Source organism: Amycolatopsis sp. NPDC043885 (assembly GCF_056435685.1).
Map to the genome: position 1 here is coordinate 82389 of NZ_JBWKEA010000025.1, position 17318 is coordinate 99706.

A 17318-nucleotide genomic window follows, 5' to 3' on the forward strand; every position below is an offset into this window, starting at 1 on the left:
GCCTTACCGGGGCGGAACGAACAGCCCCGCCGGCTTCCCGACCTCGGCCGGGGTGCGTCCGGTCAACGCCCGAAACTCACGGATGAGATGCGCCTGGTCGCTGTAACCGCCCGAATGCGCGACCTCCGCCCAGGAAAGCGACGACGTCCGGTCCAGCAGGGCCAGCACGCGATTGAGCCGGGCGATCCGTCCGACCGTGCGAGGATTCAGCCCGATCTGCTCGCGGAACCGGACGTTGAGGTGCTGCCTACTCCAGCCGATCTCGTCCGCGAGGACGTCGACGCGGACCGGGCCCGCGCAAAGCCGGTCCCACGCGTACCGGACAGGTGCGGCCAGCTCGGGGCCGCGAGCGAGCCTCGCCGCGAGGTAGTCGTCCAGCAGCCGGAATCTCTCCGGCCAGTCCGCCGCCTCGGCCAGCCGTTCGGTCAACGATCCGGACGGCAGCAGGTCCGACGCCGCGACGACCGAGTTCGCCAGCTCCCGCAACGGGATCCCGAACAACGCGTACGAACCGAGCGGGGGCAGGGTGACGATGATCCCGCGCGAAGCGCCTGCCTGGTCGACTCGCAACGGCCGGTCGCGCAGGCCCAGCACCGGCGACGCGGGAATATCCGGTCCCCTGGCAGGCGCGTCGATGTCGATCACCCAGGTGAGCACGGACAACGGGGTGACCTGCCAGGAGTTCGCGCCCGCGTCGGGAAGATCGTGCGCGACGTAGCTCGCCACATGGGCGGCGAGGCCGGGGTGCGGCCACCGGAGAATCCGCTCGCCGGGTGCGCGGACGATGTCCCGCCGCGGCACCACGAGACCCCACCCGCCCATGCCGTCATCTTACTTTCGTTCAAGACCCGGAAGACGGCTTTGCCTAGCGTTCCGCTCATGAACAAAATCGGAGGCTTCAGGAATCCGGCGGCCGAAAAACGCTATTTCGCCGCCTACGACCGTGCCATGGCCGAATGCCCGGAACCGGGCGCGGTCTTCGACGTCGAAACGCGCCATGGCACCACGCGGGTCTACCGCTACGGTGACGGCGGCAGTCCGATCGCCCTGCTGCCGGGCCTTCTGGCGACCTCGGCCTGCTTCGCGGCGCTGATCCCCGCCTTGGCCGAGCGGCACGCCGTCTACGCGATCGACACTCTCGGCGAAGCGGGCCGCAGCGTGCAAAAGGCGCCGTTCAAAGACATCCGCGACCGCGCGAACGCCCTCGACGACGTTCTCGAGAACCTGGAACTGACCGACGTCCGTCTCGTCGGTGGTTCGACCGGCGGCTGGCACGCGGTGAACCAGGCGATCCACGCACCCGGCAGGCTCGCGTCCATCGCGTTGCTCGACGCGACCACCGTCGCCGCGCCGTTCGCCCGGAAGGTGTTCCGGTACAGCTTGGCCGCCGCCGTACTCGACAGCGACCGGCTGTGGCGCCGCTTCGTGACGTGGTCCGCCGGCGAGGACGTCCTCGACCAGCCCGCCGCCCGGCTCGTGCTCGCCGGGATCCGGTGTTATCGCGCCCGAGTGCCGTTCCAGGTCTGCCCGGACGAGGAGGCCTTGCGGTCCATCGAAGTACCCACGCTCGCCCTCTTCGGCGGGCGCAGCGTCGTGCACGATTCCGCCGCTGCCGCCGCACGACTGGAGAGTCTGCTCCCCCATGCCGACGTCGAAATCCTGCCGGACGCCGGCCACTACCTCTATCTCCGCCCGCAGGACCGCGTCCTGATCATCGAGCGGATCCTCGACAAGGTCGCTTAGGCGGCCCGCGCGCCGGAGCCCCGGCGCGCGGCGGCCAGACTGGCGCGGCAAGCGGCGATCAGCCTGGCCGAGGCGGCACTTTCGCCGTGGCCGCACCGAGGACAGGACATCGTGACGTCGCCGGACAATTCGTCGACCGAGACGGTCAACGCGGTCGCGCAAGAACGACACCAGCGGTGGCGGGTGATCGGGTTGACGTGCAGCGGGGAAGCCACGCACTGGTGGATCCAGCGGCCGTGCACGTGGCAGGTCAGGCGGTCGTCCGGGGACAGGCGGCCGACGTCCTCCGCGTCGTCCTCCATCGCCAGCAGAACCGGCAGGGTGCGGCTCACCGGGTTCAGCCGCGTGGTCGAGGCCAGTGTCGTGGTGTTCATCGCTTTCTCCTTCCGGCTCTTTTCAAGACGTCGAACGGGCAGTGCCAGATACGACACGGCCGGGCAGCTTTTCGCCGAAACCTCCCTCAGTAGGGTGAATCGATCTTGGTCGAATCCGAACCGTTACCCCATTCGGGTTAATCGCGCGTATCTTTCGGATCATGACGGCCGCACTCGTTTCACTGTCCACATCAGACAGTCGCGGACCCGGCTACCTGCTGTTTCCGCCCGCCGGCGGTACCAGCCGAGCGTTCGACGCGCTCGCGGGCGCGGTCGATGCGAACATCCGAGCCTTCGAATATCCCGGACACGGGGAACGGCTCGCGGAATCCCCGGCGTCCTCTCTCGAAGAACTCGCCACGCACTTGGCCGCCGCGACACCGAAGGCCTGGTTTTCCCGCTCCGTGACGATCGGATTCGGGATGGGCGCCTTCGTCGCCTTGGAAACCGCTCAACGCCTCGGCGTCGCCCCCGGCGCGCTGGTCGTCGTGGACGCGTGCGCCCCGCAGCGACGCTCACCGGACAAGAACGCCAAGGCGGGCGCGTCGGCGATGGGGCGGGTGTTCGGCCGCACCGGGCTCACTCCCGTCGCGGGTTACCGTGACTCACCCGAAAGCTGGGAGTACGCCCTGGACCTGCTGCTCGGCGACCTCCAGCTGCTGAACGCCTACCGTGGGCCCGCCAGGACCCGGCTCCCGTGCCCGATCGCGGCGATCCGCGGCACCGACGATCCCGCGTCCGCTTCGGGCGACGACGCCACCGGCGGCTGGCGGGTGTGGACGTCCGGTGCGTTCGTGGGGCGCGTCGTACCCGGTGGGTATCTGGGCGTTCTCGAGCCCGGCAGGGAGGCCGAGTTCTGGGCCCGGATCCGCAGGCTGGAAGCGGCCTTCGTGACCGCCGAACCTGAAGTCGCCTAGTAGATGACGTACACCGGTGACGTCGTCCGACGGTCGCCGCGCCAGGAGCCTGCCCCCTAATTTCGTCCCGTACCAGGCGTTTCGCGGGAGGAATCAGGATGCTCAGCAGGAGAAGGTTCGCGCAGGCCATCGTCGCCGCGACAGCGGGAGTCACTGTGGCGGGCTGCTCGGCCCAGCCCGCGGCTGCCCCGGCGGCGACGCCCGCCACGACCGGCGGGAACACCTCGTTCGGGCCGATCAAGCAGATCGACGCCGGGGAACTGAGCATCGGTTACGCCGAAGCCGGCCCCGCCGGCGGTCCGGTGGTGGTCCTCCTGCACGGCTGGCCCTACGACATCCACAGCTACGTCGACGTCACCCCGCGTCTGGTCGCGGCCGGGTACCGGGTGATCGTGCCGTTCCTGCGCGGCTACGGGCCGACACGGTTCCTGTCGAAGGACACGTTCCGCAACGGCCAGCAGTCCGCGATCGCCGCCGACATCGTCGCGTTACTGGACGCCCTCAAGATCGACAAGGCCGTCTTCGGCGGCTTCGACTGGGGCGCACGCACGGCCGTGATCATCGCCGCGCTGTGGCCCGAACGGTGCAAGGCGCTCGTCTCGGTGAGCGGCTACCTGGTGACCAACCGGGAGACGAACAAGCAGCCGCTTTCCCCGGCCGCCGAGCTCGGCTGGTGGTACCAGTACTACTTCGCCACCGAGCGCGGCATCCTCGGCTACACGAAGAACCGCCACGACTTCAACAAGCTGATCTGGAAGATCGCGTCGCCGAAGTGGAGCTTCGACGACGCGACCTACGACCGTTCCGCGGCCTGCTTCGACAACCCGGACCACGTCGCCATCGTGATCCACAACTACCGGTGGCGGCTGAGCCTCGCCGAGGGCGACCCGAAACTCGACGCGCTGGAAGCGAAACTCGCGCAGGGGCCGGCGGTTTCGGTGCCCACAATCACGATCGGCAGCGATTTCGACGGCCCGAACACCGACGGCAAGGCGTACCGGTCGAAGTTCTCCGGCAAATACGAGCACCGCGTCCTGAACGGGATCGGCCACAACGTGCCACAGGAGGCCCCGGCGGAATTCGCCAAGGCCGTCCTCGACGTCGACCGGTTCTAGCGTGCCCCGGTGAGGTGTTCGAGGGCCAGCTGGGACAGGCGGATGAAGCCGTAACCGCGTTCCGCGGCCTTGTCCGGGTCGAAGTCCTCGAACGCCGACCGGTCCGCCAGCAGATCCGCCGCCGTCTCGCCCTCGTCGAGGGTCGGCGTCGCCAGTTCCGGGACGAGGGCGGCGTCCAGCGCGGAACGCACCTCGGGATCGGCGCGGAACGCGCGGGCTCGTTCGGCGAACAGGAGATAGCTGGCCATGTTGGCCTCGGCACTGGCCCAGACGCCGTCCATGTTCTCCGTGCGCAGCGGCTTGTAGTCGAAATGCCGCGGCCCGTCGTAGCCGCCGTGCTCCAGCAGGTCGACCAGGAAGAACGACGACAGCACGTCGCCGTGCCCGAACACGAGGTCCTGGTCGAACCGGGGGCCGCGCTGGCCGTTGAGGTCGATGTGGAACAGCTTGCCCTGCCACAGGGCCTGCCCGATGCCGTGGACGATGTTGAGCCCGGCCATCTGCTCGTGCCCGACCTCCGGGTTCACGCCGACGATCTCGTGGTTGTCCAGCGTGGAGATGAACGCGAGCGCGTGCCCGATGGTCGGCAGCAGGATGTCGCCGCGTGGTTCGTTCGGCTTCGGCTCGAGCGCGAGCCGGAGGCCGTAGCCCTGGTCCAGGACGTACTGGGCGAGGAAATCGATGCCCTCACGGTAACGGTCCATCGCCGCGCGGACGTCCTTCGCGGCGTCGGTCTCGCTGCCTTCCCTGCCGCCCCAGAGCACGAACGTCGACGCGCCGAGTTCGGCGGCGAGGTCGAGGTTCCGGAGCACCTTCCGCAGCGCGTAGCGACGGACATCGCGATCGTTGCTGGTCAGGCCGCCGTCCTTGAAAACGGGGTGGCTGAACAGGTTCGTGGTGACCATCGGGACGACGAGGCCGGTCTCGGCGAGCGCGCCCTGGAAGCGCTTGAGGTGCCGCGCGCGTTCCGCGTCGGCCGAGCCGAATGGGACGAGGTCGTCGTCGTGGAAGGTGATCCCCCAGGCGCCGAGATCCGAGAGACGATGCACGGCTTCGACCGGGTCGAGCGGAGGACGGCTCGCCGGGCCGAACATGTCGTTCGCCTGCCAGCCCACGGTCCACAGCCCGAAGCTGAACTTGTCCTCACGCGTCGGTGCCTGAGCCATCTCGCCTCCCAATTAGTTTGATGCCTGAACTTATCGACGCCACTCCGGCGGGTCAAGGCTTTCGTTCAGGCATCGAACGAATACAATCGCGCGATGATAGGCACGCGCCCGGCGGGACAGCACACCGTGCGGCAGCACAACGCCGCCCTCGTCCTCGGGGCGATCGCGGATGGTCCCGGCACCTCACGGGCAGGCCTGGCCGCCGTCACCGGACTCACGAAGGCGACCGTGTCGAGCGTGGTCGACCGGTTGATCGCGGCGGATCTCGTGGCCGAAGGCGAACCGGAACAGCGCGTTGGCCCCGGGCGGCGCGGCACCGTCGTGTCGCTCTCCCCCACCGGCCCGCACGGGCTCGGCATCGAAATCGGCGTCGACTACCTGGCGTCCTGCCTCGTCGATCTGACCGGCACCGTCCGGGCGCAGGAGGTCCGGTACGCGGACAACCGGACCCCGCGCGTCTTCCAGCGCGTCTCGGCGTTCCTGCGAGGAGCACAGACGCGGGCGGACGCGCTGGGTGTTCCCGTCGGCGGCGTCGGTATCGCGGTTCCGGGCCTGGTCGAATCCGGGCTCGTGCGGCTGGCGCCCAACCTGGGCTGGCGCGACGTCGACCTCGCCGACCGGCTCGGCGAGACGTTCACCGTCGCCAACGAAGCGAACTTCGCTGCGCTCGCCGAACTTTGGCACGGCTCGGCGTTGCCGGATTTCGTCCACGTGTCCGGTGAGATCGGGATCGGCGCGGGCATCGTGCTGGACCGCGCGCTGTTCGAAGGCGTCCGCGGCGCGGGCGGCGAGATCGGCCACCTGCCGGTGGCGCCCGACGGCCCGCCGTGTTCCTGCGGCGCGAACGGCTGCCTGGAACGGATGGCGGGACAGGAGGAGATCCTGCGGCTCGCGGGCGCGGAAACGGTGGACGACCTGGTCTCCGCGCTGGAATCCGGCGACGACGCGGCGGTCTCCGCGGTGACCACCGCCGCGGGACATCTCGGCGTCGGACTGTCCACTGTGGTCAATCTGATGGACGTTCCGGCGGTGGTGCTAGGCGGAACCTACGCCCGGCTGGAGCCGTGGCTTCGTGAGCCACTCCTCGCCGAGCTCGAACGCCGCGTGCCCAGCACGGCGTGGTCGCCGGTGCGGGTCGTCCGCTCGGCGCTCGGCACGGGAGCCGCCGTACGCGGGGCCGCCGGATCGGTGATCCGCGGCATCCTCGCTGACCCGGAGCACTATCTCACGACTCACTGGCCATCCGATCAGGACGCTCAGGGCCGCTGACCCCGGGCGGCAACGGCTCGATGGCCTGCGCCCGGCGTTCGATGTCGGGCCTCCGAGCCCGCCGCGCGTAGTCGATGAGGGCTTCACGGTCGTCTTGGGGAAGCCAGCCCTGCTCGCTCCCGGTCTCCAACCGCACGAGGTACTGCACCAGCTCCACCGACTCGGCACCGAAGTCCCGCATCCGGCGCGTCAGCAGCTCCGCCGCGCCGAGATAGCCGTTGTTCCACGCGTGGACCGCCAGCAGCTGGGCCGTCGCGGCGAGGATGTCACCGAGGTGGAACCCGCCCTCCGCCGCGAGATGCCCCGCGAGGCGGAAACTGCGTCTGCCCTCACCGACCGGCCCCTCTTCGCGAATCGCTTCGAGCAGAGCCCCGATCTGCCGCGTCAGGTAGTCCTGACCCGCGCACTCCACCGTCACCGCATTCCTCCACCCAGTCGCCGCGATCGTAGGAAGGTGTCAATGGGGAGCAGGTCAGATACATCGAATGCCGAACCGTTATCACCCGAATGGCGTGCTCGGCGATGCGTCTCGGTCAACAGGGTGCCACGGCTCCGGTCTCGCCCGCGGCGCACCAACCCGCATGCCGACGAAGCCACTCGTCGCGCTGCTTCTCGACGTCCCGTTGCGTCATCCCCCGCCCGGCGTTCACGCAACCGCCGGTCCGGCCCTTGATGGTCGTCCCCGGCTCGTGGCACTGATCCTCGTCTTCGCGGCAAGCCGCCTGTACCTTCGTCTTGGCCGGCACCTTGCTCGTCGTCGGAGCCGAACTCGCGCAGGCGACCGCCACGAAGCACGCCACGGCGACCGGCAGCAGGAGCAGGACACGCACCATGATTCCTCCGCCTCCGCCATCGAACCCGACTGTATTCGGTGGGAGGGCGAAGAGCGTTACAGCGTCACCGCCCGGCGAACGTGTCAGAAACCGTCGCCATCCGGCGGACATCGACGCGCGCATCAAGCGCATACGCCGCACTCACGCCACCAGCCGCTCGACGACCAGGAGTGCTCCCACCGGGATCATCGACGCGCCGGAGATCCGGGAAACGGTCCGTGACACGGCAGGGCGTGCGCGCAACAGGGATTGCGCTCCCGCCCCGACGCACGGGTAGACCACCGCGCAGGTGCCGACGAAGGTCAGGCCTAGAACACTCATCTGGAGCAGCACCGGCCAGCGCACCGCCGGGTCGGTGAATTGCGGCAGCATCGCGACGAAGATCGCAGGAGCGTCTATGAAGGATCTGGGACACTCACCGTCCCAAATCCTTCATAGACGCGAGACCTCCGGCCGGCACACGTCCTCACCATTCACGAGGGGCGACGCCCGGCTGTTCTTCGAAGATCAGCCAAGTCCGCGTCGACCGCACGCCGTCCAGCGCCTGCAATCGTTCCAGCACGACATCCCGCAGCGAAGCGTTGTCCGGTGTCCGCACCAGCAGCAGGATGTCGAAGTCGCCGCCGACGAGCGAAACGTGCTCGACGAACGGGATCTGCCGCAGCTCGGCCGACATCGTCCGCCATGACGTCTGCTCGACGGTGATCAGGATGTACGCGCTCGTCCCGAGTCCGGCCCGCCGCGGGTCGATCCGGGCGCCGAAGCCGGTGATGACGCCTTCGGACATCAGCCGGTCCAGTCTCGCGTAGGCGTTCGTACGCGAGATGTGCAGGCGCTCCGCCAGCGCGCGGACGGCGAGCCTGCCGTCGGCGGTGAGTTCGGCGACGATCGCGCGATCGATGTCGTCGAGGGCAAGGACCGTTCGTCCCGGATCCGGCCCGTGAGCCACGCCACTACTGGACGGTTGGCCCGGCTGAACCGATCCGACGGACAATTTGTCGCTCATTCCGCGTGCCTCTTGAACACTGGGACTCCGGAAACCACCATCTCAGCATCATATGTCTGTGAAAGGTGGTGCTGCGCCATGTCGCGGGAGACCCCTGCCGCCGCGTTGCTGCCGTCCGAAGTCCCGGTGCGGTTCCTCGCCGAGGACGGCACACGCGTCGACGAGCACGGCGGCTATTCGGACCCGCCGTCCGAACGGCTCGTCGAGGCCTACCGGCTGATGGTGCTCGGCCGCCGGTTCGACGCCCAGGCGACCGCGCTGACCAAGCAGGGCCGTCTCGCGGTCTACCCGTCGAGTGCCGGCCAGGAGGCCTGCCAGGTCGCGAGCGCACTGGCCCTCACCGACGCGGATTGGCTCTTTCCCACCTACCGCGACTCCGTCGCGCTCGTCGCCCGCGGCCTTGAACCGGGCGAGATCCTGACGCTTCTTCGCGGCGACGCGCACTGCGGCTACGACCCCGCCAAGACCCGTGTCGCTCCGCAGTGCACCCCGCTGGCCACCCAGACCCTCCACGCGGCCGGGCTCGCCCACGCGATGCAGCGCCGCGGCGAGGACAGCGTCGCGTTCGCGCTCATCGGGGACGGCGCCACCAGCGAGGGCGACTTCCACGAGGCGCTCAACTTCGCGGCCGTGTTCAAGGCGCCGGTGGTGTTCTTCGTGCAGAACAACGGCTTCGCGATCTCCGTGCCGTTCGAGAAGCAGAGCGCCGCCCCCGCGCTGGCGTACAAGGGTGTCGGCTACGGCGTGCGCTCCGAGCAGGTCGACGGCAACGACGCCGTCGCGGTCCTCTCAGTGCTGGACGACGCCGTCGCGCACGCGCGCTCCGGCCTCGGCCCCGTCCTGGTCGAGGCGCACACCTACCGGATCGACGCGCACACCAACGCCGACGACGCCACCCGCTACCGCGATCAGGCCGAGGTCGAGAAGTGGCGCGCGGCCGACCCGGTGCGCCGTCTCGAAACGTATCTGACCACCGAGAATCTGCTGTCCACCAACGATATCGAGCGCTTCCAGGCCGAGGCTGAGACGTTCGCCGCCGGGGTGCGCGACACCCTCAACGCCGACGTCGAGCCGGATCCGATGTCGCTGTTCGAGCACGTGTACGCCGTCCCGACCCGCCAACTCGCCGCCCAGCGGGCGCTGGTCGCCGCCGAACTGGAGGCCCGATGACCGAGATCTCGATGGCACAGGCGCTCAACGCAGCTCTGCGCGACGCTGTCAAGGACGACGACCGCGTACTCATCTTCGGCGAAGACGTCGGCCCGCTCGGCGGCGTGTTCCGGGTGACCGACGGCATCACCGCCGACTTCGGCGAGGAACGCTGTTTCGACACGCCGCTGGCCGAGTCCGGCATCGTCGGTTTCGCGGTCGGGATGGCGATGGGCGGGTTCCGCCCGGTGGTCGAAATGCAGTTCGACGCCTTCGCCTATCCCGCCTTCGAGCAGATCACCTCGCACGTCGCGAAACTGCGTAACCGCACCCGCGGCGCGCTGTCGCTGCCGATGGTCATCCGCATCCCCTACGCGGGCGGGATCGGCGGCGTCGAGCACCACTGCGATTCGAGCGAGGCCTACTACACGCACACCCCCGGCCTGCGCGTCGTCACGCCCGGCACTCCCCAGGACGCCTACGACCTCCTGCGTGACGCGATCGACTCACCGGACCCGGTGATCTTCCTCGAACCCAAATGCCGCTACTGGTCGAAGGAACCTGTGTCCTTCACCCGGGACGGCGCGGCCATGGACCGCGCGGTCGTGCGCCGCGAGGGCAACGACGTCACGCTGATCGCGTACGGCCCGATGGTCGCCACCGCGCTGGAGACCGCGGAGGCCGCGACCGCCGAAGGCTGGGACGTCGAGGTCGTCGATCTCCGGTCGCTCAGCCCGTTCGACGACGAGACGGTGACCGCTTCGGTGCGCCGCACCGGACGTGCGGTCGTCGTCCACGAGGCCGCCGGGTTCGGCGGCTACGGCGCCGAGGTGGTCGCCCGGGTCACCGAGCAGTGCTTCCACCAGCTGCACGCGCCGGTCCTTCGGGTCACCGGCCTCGACATCCCTTACCCGCCACCGAAACTGGAGCGCCATCAGCTTCCGGACGTCGACCGGATCCTGGACACCGTCGCCCGGCTGCAGTGGAACGACGAACCGGTGGTGGCCGGTGCCTGACTTCCTGCTCCCGGACCTCGGCGAAGGGCTCACCGAAGGCACCATCGTCACCTGGCTGGTCGCGGAGGGCGACTCAGTCGGTGTCGACCAGCCCGTCGTCGAAGTGGAAACCGCGAAGGCCGCGGTCGAGGTGCCGGTGCCGTTCGCCGGCGTCGTCACCCGCCTCCACGGCGAACCCGGCCAGTCGCTTCCGGTCGGCGCTCCGCTGCTCACCATCGGCCCCGGTTTCACCGAACCCGGCGTGACGACCGCGAGCGAAGGCAGTGGCAACGTCCTCATCGGCTACGGCACGACCACCACGACGAGGCGCCGCCGGACGCGCACCGTCGTCGCCACACCCGAGAAGCCGTCGAAAGCGCCGGGCGTGATCTCCCCGTTCGTCCGCAAGATGGCCGCGGACAACAAGATCGATCTGACGAAGCTGACCGGCAGCGGTCCGGGTGGCATCATCCGGCGGGCCGACGTCGAAGCGGCGCTCACCGTCCCCGAGCAGCGGGACGGCGAGACGCGGATCCCGCTGACCGGCGTTCGCAAGGCGGTCGCCGACAAGCTGACGACTTCGCGCCGTCAGATCCCCGAAGCGACGGTCTGGGTCGACGTCGACGCGACCGGACTCGTCGCGGCGCGCAAGTCGCTCAACGCCTCGGCACCGGATCGCCCGGTGAGCCTTTTGGGCCTCGTCGCCCGGTTCGCCGTGGCGGGCCTGCGGAAGTACCCGGAGCTGAACTCGCGTGTCGAGGGCGACGAAATCGTGCAGCTGCGGGACATCAACCTCGGTTTCGCCGCGCAGACCGACCGGGGTCTCGTCGTACCGGTGGTCCGCGACGCGGGCTCACTGTCCACAAGGGAGCTTTCGGCCGCGATCGGAGACCGCACCACACAAGCCAGGGAAGGAAAACTCGGCCCGGCGGGTCTCACCGGCGGGACTTTCACGGTCAACAACTACGGCGTGTTCGGGGTCGACGGCTCGGCCGCGATCATCAATCACCCGGAAGCGGCGATCCTCGGCATCGGCCGGATCATCGACCGCGCCTGGGTGGTCGACGGCGCGCTCGTGGCGCGCAAGATCTGCGAGCTGACCCTGGCGTTCGACCACCGGGTGTGCGACGGCGGGACCGCCGGCGGATTCCTGCGGTTCGTCGCCGACTGCGTCGAGTCGCCGGTCACCGCGCTCGGGGAGCTGTGAGCGGGCCGCACAACCCGCGGTTGTGACCCGCCAACGACACGTTGTTCGACTTCGAGGTCCCGGCTTGCTTTGATCTCGCGGGTGGGTGGGAGATCGCTGGGGCGACGGTTCGGCTGGCTGTGGGCGGCGTACGCGGCGAGCGCTTTCGGCACGAGGTTCGCGTTCGACGCGTTCAGCCTGATCGCCATCGTGGCGCTGGGCGCGGGCACCACGGAGGTCTCGCTGCTGGCGGCCGCCGGTCTCGTCGTCGGCGCCGTGGTCGCGCTGCCGCTCGGCCCCTGGGTCGAGTTCCGCCGCAAACGGCCGGTGATGATCGCGATGGATCTGATCCGGTGTGCGGCGCTGCTGACCGTCCCGGTGGCGTACGCGTTCGGCTTGCTCGGGTTCGGTCAGCTTCTCGCTGTGTCCGTCATCGTCGCCGCAGCCGACATCACGTTCCTGGCCGCCAGTGGGGCGTTCCTCAAGACCCTGCTGCCACCCGAAGATCTGCTGATCGCGAACGGCCGATTCGAATCGACGACCTGGACCGCGACCGTGCTCGGTCCGCCGCTCGGCGGTTTCGCCGTCGGCCTCTTCGGGCCGGTGATCACGATCGCCGCCGACGCGGTCAGCTATCTGCTCTCGGCGCTCGGGATCCGTGCGGTCGGTGGTGCGGAGCCGCCACCCACCGAACGGGAGAGGCCGCGGCTGACCGGCCGCGACCTGCGGGAAGGCTGGCGGTTCATCCTCACCCACCCGTTGCTGCGCCCGCTGTTCGTCAACACGATCGTGGTCAACGGGTTGATCATGGCGACCGCGCCGTTGATGGCCGTCCTGATGCTCGGGCAACTCGGCTTCGCTCCGTGGGAGTACGCGGTCGCCTTCGCCGTGCCCTGCCTCGGTGGGCTGATCGGGGCGAGGCTCTCCCGGACCGTGGTCGCCCGGTACGGCCGGGACCGCGTCCTCTTCACCGCCGGTTGGCTGCGGGTCTGCTGGCCCGTCGGGCTGGTCTTCATCCAGCCCGGTGTGCCCGGGCTGATCCTGGTCATCGTCGTCGAATTCTGCCTGATCACCTGTATCGGCGTGTTCAACCCGGTGCTCGCCACCAGCAGGCTCGAACAGGTTCCCCTCGACCGAGCGGCGCGCACGCTGTCGGCCTGGTCGATCGCCGGAAAACTCACCACCGCTTCGCTGACCGCGCTGTGGGGCCTGCTCGCGGCGTTCACCGGACCGCGCGCGGCGGTCGGCATCGCCGGAGCGCTCATGCTCGCGACCCCGCTCCTGCTCCCCCGAAACCGTCGGAGGGCTGTGCCAGTATCGGCGCATGGCGATCAAGAGAGTGGTAGCCGACCTCGAGACCAAGTCTCTTGAGCAGGCGAAGGCCTTCTACGAGCGGGTGCTCGGCTTCGAAGTGGTGATGGATCACGGCTGGATCGTGACCCTGGCCGATCCGGATCGGCCGGAGGTGCAGCTGAGCCTCATGACCCACGACGAGACGGCGCCCGTCGTCCCGGCCGTCTCGATCCAGGTGGACGACGTCGACGCGGCGTACGACGAAGCGAAGGCGTCCGGCGCCGAGATCGTGCACGAACTGACCGACGAGCCCTGGGGTGTCCGGCGGTTCTTCGTCCGTGATCCCGGCGGTCACGTGGTCAACGTGCTGTCCCATCGCTGAAGGCTGTTTCATCGAAATTTCATGACTCGTCCCTAGCGTTCGAACACGCACCGTAGTCGAACGAAAGGGGCATGAGTGTGAAGAAGCTCAGGGGGGTCCTGGCGGCGGCCGCGCTGGCCGCGGGGCTGATCGGCGTCACGGCGCCGGCTGCCCAGGCCGACCAGGCGCGCTACTACATCCTCATCGGCGGCACCTGCGATGGGGCCGCGACCGTCTACAACGACGCCTGGTTGCGTGGCGGGATCAAGAAGGTGGTCCACTACCCGGCGGGGGCCGCCGGAGCACCGAACTGCGACCAGACGCCGATGGACCAGAGCGTCGCGCGCGGGCACGAAGAAGCCCGTCGTGTCGCCCAAAGCTCCTTCGACGAGAACCCCGGCGCGGAATTCACCGTCGTCGGCTACTCGCAGGGCGCGCTGGTCGCGAACCTGGTGCTGAACGACATCGCCGACGGGAAGCTGGCGGTGGACAGGTCGCGGTTCAGGGCGAAGATCTTCGCCGACCCGATGCAGCCCGTCGGCCCGCCGGGACGCGGGATCAGCGCGGTGCTCCCGCCGGGTACCGGGGCACCGTCGCCGTTCGGCGGCTACGTGTCGTTCGGTCCCGGCCGCACCGACTTCGGCGGTATCCCGTACATCCGCTACTGCATCGAAACCGACGGTGTCTGCCACTTCGACACCCTCGAAGCGCCGGGCGGGTACTTCGCCCAGCACTTGTGTTACCAGTGGGCCCGGCCCACTGATCACCGCTCGATCATGGAGGACACGATCGCGGACGGCGTGTACACCAACGGATCGCACGCGTTGCCGCGGCAGAACTGCCGTCCGCCGTGGCCGGTGGCGTGATCGGCTGAAGACGGCTGCCGCCCGGCGCCCGATCGCCGGGTGGCAGCGGTTCGGGCGATGGCCCGCCCACAATGTCGTGGGCGGGCCATCGTCGATCTACCGGACCGGCTGTCCCTCCGGTGCCGGGGCGTGGCCGGTCGGCCGGGCCGTGAACGTGCCCCGCCCCTGGGTGCGGCTGCGCAGCCGTGTCGCGTAGCCGAACAGTTCGGCCAGCGGCACGGTCGCGGTGACCACGGTCGTTCCCGCGCGCACCACCGACCCCAGCACCCGGCCACGCTGGGCGGCGAGGTCGCCGAGCACCACGCCGACAGCACTTTCGGGCACGGTGACGGTCACTTCGGCGACCGGCTCCAGCAGGGTGACCGTGCCGGCGGCCAAAGCGGCCCGGAGCGCGAATCGCCCGGCCGTCCGGAACGCCATCTCCGACGAGTCCTTCGCATGGGTGGCCCCGTCGGTCAGCGTGACCCGCACACCGGTCACCGGATGCCCGCCGAGCGGGCCTTCCACCAGCGCGTCACGGCAACCGGCTTCGACAGCGCGGACGTATTCCCGCGGCACCCGGCCACCGGCCACAGTGGACTCGAACTCGAACTCCCCTTCCTCCAACGGTTCCGTGTCGATGACGACGTGGGCGAACTGCCCGGCGCCGCCGTCCTGCTTGACATGCCGGTAGACGAAACCGGACACGCCCCGAGCCACCGTCTCGCGGTAGGCGACACGAGGCCGCCCGACGCCGACGGCCAGGCCGTGGTCGCGCCGGATCTTCTCCACCGCCACCTCCAGATGCAGCTCGCCCATTCCCGAGAGCAGGGTCTGGCCGGTCTCGCGATCGGTCCGGATGACCAGCGACGGATCCTCCTCGACCAGCCGCGCCAACGCCGCCATCAGCCGTTCCGTGTCGGTTCCCGTCCGTGCCTCGACGGCGACCGACACGACCGGATCGGCCACGACGGGCGGCTCGAGCAGGAGCGGCTCCGACGGCGTGCACAGTGTCGCGCCGGCGCGGGCCGTCTTCAGCCCGACCACCGCGACGATGTCGCCCGCGACGGCGCTGTCCACCCTGGTGTGCCGGTCCGCCTGGACCCGCAGGATGCGGCCGACGCGCTCGATACGACCGCTGCCCACGTCGATCACCGCCTCCGAAGTCCGGATCGTGCCCGAGTACACCCGCAGGTACGTCAACCGCCCGGTGGCGGTCGAGGTCACCTTGAACACCAGTGCCGCGAACGGCGCCGACGGATCGGCGGGCCGTTCGCGGGCCGTGCCTTCGTACTCACCCCGGACCGCCGGGACATCCGACGGCGAGGGCAGGTACGCCACCACGGCTTCCAGCAACGGCTCCACACCCCGGTTGCGGTAGGCCGAGCCGCACAGCACCACGACGCCGTCCCCGGTGCGGGTCAGCTCGCGCAGCGCCAAGACCAGCGTCTCCGTCGAAACCGCCGAAGACTCGCAGAACTCGTCCAGCGCGGCCGGATGGAGTTCCGCCACGGTCTCTTCGAGCAGACGGCGACGCCGGTTCGCTTCGTCCACAAGGGACTCCGGAACCGGTCCTTCCTCGGCCCTCTCGGCGCCGTCGGCCCAGACGAGCGACCGCATCCGCAGCAGGTCGACGACGCCCGCGAAACCGTCTTCCGCCCCGATCGGCAGCTGGACCACCAGCGGACGCGGATGCAGCCGCTCCCGGATGGACTCCACGGCCGCGTCCAGATCGGCGCCCGCGCGGTCGAGTTTGTTGACGAACGCGATCCGCGGTACGCCGTGGCGGTCGGCCTGGCGCCACACCGATTCGCTCTGCGGTTCGACCCCGGCGACGCCGTCGAACACCGCGATCGCGCCGTCGAGGACGCGGAGCGACCGTTCGACCTCGTCGGAGAAGTCGACGTGGCCGGGGGTGTCGATCAGGTTGACGAGATGGCCGTCCCACGTACAGCTGACGGCGGCGGCGAAGATGGTGATGCCACGGTCTCGCTCCTGGGAATCGAAGTCGGTCACGGTCGTGCCGTCATGGACCTCACCACGTTTGTAAGTGGTTCCGGTGACGTACAGGATCCGTTCGGTCAGCGTGGTCTTGCCCGCGTCGACATGGGCGAGGATGCCCAGATTGCGGACGGCGGACAAGGGGACGGTGCGCATGGCGCGGGCCTTTCGAAAGTGATCTCCGGAGCTCGGACTGCGCGATTCGGGCGAACGCGGGCAGGCGCCCTCGCCGTCGTGAGACGACGGGAAGCGGGCGCGAGAAAGTCAGGCGTTCGTCAACGGGCCGGTGCTAGCCGCGCGGCAGGCACCGGACGCGCGGAGACACGAGGATCACCTCGTAGCGGGCCGAGGGGACGACGACGGCGTGGTGATGACGCACTGTCCTGTCCTTCCTCGCCGGGATGATTCGCGGCGAGTGTAGCCACCGGAGACGCGGACCGGGAACCGGTTTTCCGCGGATCCGGAGGAAACTGGGCGAAGACCGACCGGTTTCCGGCGACGGCGGTGTCCATCCTTTCGAGGGACACCACAGGAGGAAGGAACCGGGCATGGGGGCGGACGAGCTGCTGGGCTTGGCGAAGACCGGCGCCGTCGGCTGCAACCTGGAGGACACCGATCACCGGACCGGCAAGCTGGGCGTGCCGATCGGCACGCCCAGCGGCTCGCGGACATCCGCTCGGCCGCGACCGAGGCCGGCGTCCCGATCGTCGTCAACGCCCGGGTCGACGCGTTCCTGGGCGACCGCGGGATCCCGGAGCCGGAAAGGCTTGCCAAGGCCATCCGGCGGGGCAGGCTCTACCGGGAGGCCGGCGCCGACTGCGTGTATCCGATCGGGGTGCGCCGCCGGGACGACGTCGCCGCGCTGGTCAGCGAACTCGCGTGCCCGGTGAACGGCAACTTCGGCGAGGAACTGGATCTGGCCGCGCTCCGGGAACTCGGCGTGGCCCTGAGTGCCCCGGTCGTGGGGGGGGGGGTGGGGTGGGGGACAAAACACCCCCCCCCCCCCCCCCCCCCCCCCCCCCCCCCCACCCCCCAACACCCCCCCCCCCCCCCCCCCTCTACCCC

At 69.6% G+C, this 17318-nt stretch carries 19 protein-coding genes; 11 read left to right on the forward strand and 8 right to left on the reverse strand.

Features of this window, described 5'->3' with window-relative positions; translation table 11 throughout:
* Positions 1-3 precede the first annotated feature (3 nt).
* A complete protein-coding gene (locus AC069I_RS41040) occupies positions 4-822 on the reverse strand; it encodes a helix-turn-helix domain-containing protein (protein WP_478229420.1) in 819 nt (272 codons plus the stop codon).
* Positions 823-879: 57 nt separating this feature from the next.
* On the opposite strand from AC069I_RS41040, the gene AC069I_RS41045 reads away from it, so the two are divergent.
* Positions 880-1743 (forward strand): alpha/beta fold hydrolase, encoded by an 864-nt coding sequence (locus AC069I_RS41045; RefSeq protein WP_478229419.1) that lies wholly within the window; start codon positions 880-882, stop codon positions 1741-1743.
* Here AC069I_RS41045 and AC069I_RS41050 read toward each other — a convergent pair.
* Complete coding sequence (locus tag AC069I_RS41050; RefSeq protein WP_219151665.1) at positions 1740-2117, reverse strand: hypothetical protein; 378 nt, start codon at positions 2115-2117, stop codon at positions 1740-1742. The two genes, AC069I_RS41045 and AC069I_RS41050, sit on opposite strands and share 4 nt — an antisense overlap.
* Positions 2118-2278: 161 nt before the next feature.
* Here AC069I_RS41050 and AC069I_RS41055 point away from each other — a divergent pair, with 161 nt between their 5' ends.
* Positions 2279-3034 (forward strand): thioesterase II family protein, encoded by a 756-nt coding sequence (locus AC069I_RS41055; RefSeq protein ID WP_478229418.1) that lies wholly within the window; start codon positions 2279-2281, stop codon positions 3032-3034.
* A gap of 98 nt (positions 3035-3132) precedes the next feature.
* Positions 3133-4149 carry an alpha/beta fold hydrolase gene (locus AC069I_RS41060; protein WP_478229417.1) on the forward strand — a complete coding sequence of 339 codons (1017 nt, stop codon included), beginning with the start codon at positions 3133-3135 and terminating at the stop codon, positions 4147-4149.
* On the opposite strand, the gene xylA is transcribed toward AC069I_RS41060, so the two are convergent.
* Positions 4146-5315, reverse strand: coding sequence for a xylose isomerase (xylA, locus tag AC069I_RS41065; RefSeq protein WP_478267769.1), 1170 nt, complete (start codon positions 5313-5315; stop codon positions 4146-4148). The genes AC069I_RS41060 and xylA overlap by 4 nt on opposite strands.
* A gap of 93 nt (positions 5316-5408) precedes the next feature.
* Here xylA and AC069I_RS41070 point away from each other — a divergent pair, with 93 nt between their 5' ends.
* A complete protein-coding gene (locus AC069I_RS41070; protein ID WP_478229415.1) occupies positions 5409-6584 on the forward strand; it encodes an ROK family transcriptional regulator in 1176 nt (391 codons plus the stop codon).
* Here the strand turns inward: AC069I_RS41070 and AC069I_RS41075 are convergent.
* From AC069I_RS41075 to AC069I_RS41090, 4 genes are all read right to left on the reverse strand, one after another.
* Positions 6541-7002, reverse strand: a complete 462-nt coding sequence (locus AC069I_RS41075; RefSeq protein ID WP_478267770.1) for a hypothetical protein — start codon at positions 7000-7002, stop codon at positions 6541-6543. The two genes, AC069I_RS41070 and AC069I_RS41075, sit on opposite strands and share 44 nt — an antisense overlap.
* A 115-nt stretch (positions 7003-7117) precedes the next feature.
* The gene (locus AC069I_RS41080) at positions 7118-7417 is read right to left on the reverse strand and encodes a hypothetical protein (RefSeq protein WP_478267771.1); all 300 of its coding nucleotides are present in this window, start codon (positions 7415-7417) and stop codon (positions 7118-7120) included.
* A 141-nt stretch (positions 7418-7558) separates the two neighbouring features.
* Complete coding sequence (locus AC069I_RS41085; RefSeq protein ID WP_478229412.1) at positions 7559-7789, reverse strand: hypothetical protein; 231 nt, start codon at positions 7787-7789, stop codon at positions 7559-7561.
* A gap of 94 nt (positions 7790-7883) precedes the next feature.
* Positions 7884-8366, reverse strand: a complete 483-nt coding sequence (locus AC069I_RS41090; protein ID WP_478267772.1) for an Lrp/AsnC family transcriptional regulator — start codon at positions 8364-8366, stop codon at positions 7884-7886.
* A gap of 135 nt (positions 8367-8501) precedes the next feature.
* Here AC069I_RS41090 and pdhA point away from each other — a divergent pair, with 135 nt between their 5' ends.
* From pdhA to AC069I_RS41120, 6 genes are all read left to right on the forward strand, one after another.
* On the forward strand, positions 8502-9593 hold the full coding sequence (pdhA, locus tag AC069I_RS41095) for a pyruvate dehydrogenase (acetyl-transferring) E1 component subunit alpha (protein WP_478267773.1): 1092 nt from the start codon (positions 8502-8504) through the stop codon (positions 9591-9593).
* A complete protein-coding gene (locus AC069I_RS41100) occupies positions 9590-10588 on the forward strand; it encodes an alpha-ketoacid dehydrogenase subunit beta (RefSeq protein WP_478267774.1) in 999 nt (332 codons plus the stop codon). The genes pdhA and AC069I_RS41100 overlap by 4 nt, the downstream gene beginning before the upstream one ends.
* On the forward strand, positions 10581-11774 hold the full coding sequence (locus AC069I_RS41105; protein ID WP_478267775.1) for a dihydrolipoamide acetyltransferase family protein: 1194 nt from the start codon (positions 10581-10583) through the stop codon (positions 11772-11774). The genes AC069I_RS41100 and AC069I_RS41105 overlap by 8 nt, the downstream gene beginning before the upstream one ends.
* A gap of 81 nt (positions 11775-11855) precedes the next feature.
* Complete coding sequence (locus AC069I_RS41110) at positions 11856-13124, forward strand: MFS transporter (protein WP_478267776.1); 1269 nt, start codon at positions 11856-11858, stop codon at positions 13122-13124.
* Positions 13078-13428 carry a VOC family protein gene (locus AC069I_RS41115; RefSeq protein ID WP_478267777.1) on the forward strand — a complete coding sequence of 117 codons (351 nt, stop codon included), beginning with the start codon at positions 13078-13080 and terminating at the stop codon, positions 13426-13428. Before AC069I_RS41110 ends, AC069I_RS41115 begins: the two co-directional genes overlap by 47 nt.
* A 71-nt stretch (positions 13429-13499) precedes the next feature.
* Positions 13500-14273, forward strand: coding sequence for a PE-PPE domain-containing protein (locus tag AC069I_RS41120; RefSeq protein ID WP_478267778.1), 774 nt, complete (start codon positions 13500-13502; stop codon positions 14271-14273).
* Between the two features lie 96 nt (positions 14274-14369).
* On the opposite strand, the gene fusA is transcribed toward AC069I_RS41120, so the two are convergent.
* Positions 14370-16409, reverse strand: a complete 2040-nt coding sequence (gene fusA / locus AC069I_RS41125) for an elongation factor G (RefSeq protein WP_478267779.1) — start codon at positions 16407-16409, stop codon at positions 14370-14372.
* A gap of 514 nt (positions 16410-16923) precedes the next feature.
* On the opposite strand from fusA, the gene AC069I_RS41130 reads away from it, so the two are divergent.
* A partial coding sequence (locus tag AC069I_RS41130) for an isocitrate lyase/phosphoenolpyruvate mutase family protein (protein WP_478267786.1) occupies positions 16924-17318 on the forward strand: 395 nt, incomplete at its 3' end.

Excerpts from the sequence above, each read along its gene's own strand:
- AC069I_RS41120 (WP_478267778.1), top strand. The coding sequence starts at position 13,500 with ATGAGTGTGAAGAAGCTCAGGGGGGTCCTGGCGGCGGCCGCGCTGGCC.
- AC069I_RS41080 (WP_478267771.1), bottom strand. The coding sequence starts at position 7,417 with ATGGTGCGTGTCCTGCTCCTGCTGCCGGTCGCCGTGGCGTGCTTCGTG.
- fusA (WP_478267779.1), bottom strand. The coding sequence starts at position 16,409 with ATGCGCACCGTCCCCTTGTCCGCCGTCCGCAATCTGGGCATCCTCGCC.
- AC069I_RS41115 (WP_478267777.1), top strand. The coding sequence starts at position 13,078 with ATGGCGATCAAGAGAGTGGTAGCCGACCTCGAGACCAAGTCTCTTGAG.
- AC069I_RS41045 (WP_478229419.1), top strand. The coding sequence starts at position 880 with ATGAACAAAATCGGAGGCTTCAGGAATCCGGCGGCCGAAAAACGCTAT.
- xylA (WP_478267769.1), bottom strand. The coding sequence starts at position 5,315 with ATGGCTCAGGCACCGACGCGTGAGGACAAGTTCAGCTTCGGGCTGTGG.
- AC069I_RS41050 (WP_219151665.1), bottom strand. The coding sequence starts at position 2,117 with ATGAACACCACGACACTGGCCTCGACCACGCGGCTGAACCCGGTGAGC.
- AC069I_RS41060 (WP_478229417.1), top strand. The coding sequence starts at position 3,133 with ATGCTCAGCAGGAGAAGGTTCGCGCAGGCCATCGTCGCCGCGACAGCG.
- AC069I_RS41100 (WP_478267774.1), top strand. The coding sequence starts at position 9,590 with ATGACCGAGATCTCGATGGCACAGGCGCTCAACGCAGCTCTGCGCGAC.
- AC069I_RS41055 (WP_478229418.1), top strand. The coding sequence starts at position 2,279 with ATGACGGCCGCACTCGTTTCACTGTCCACATCAGACAGTCGCGGACCC.
- AC069I_RS41070 (WP_478229415.1), top strand. The coding sequence starts at position 5,409 with ATGATAGGCACGCGCCCGGCGGGACAGCACACCGTGCGGCAGCACAAC.
- AC069I_RS41085 (WP_478229412.1), bottom strand. The coding sequence starts at position 7,789 with ATGCTGCCGCAATTCACCGACCCGGCGGTGCGCTGGCCGGTGCTGCTC.
- pdhA (WP_478267773.1), top strand. The coding sequence starts at position 8,502 with ATGTCGCGGGAGACCCCTGCCGCCGCGTTGCTGCCGTCCGAAGTCCCG.
- AC069I_RS41040 (WP_478229420.1), bottom strand. The coding sequence starts at position 822 with ATGGGCGGGTGGGGTCTCGTGGTGCCGCGGCGGGACATCGTCCGCGCA.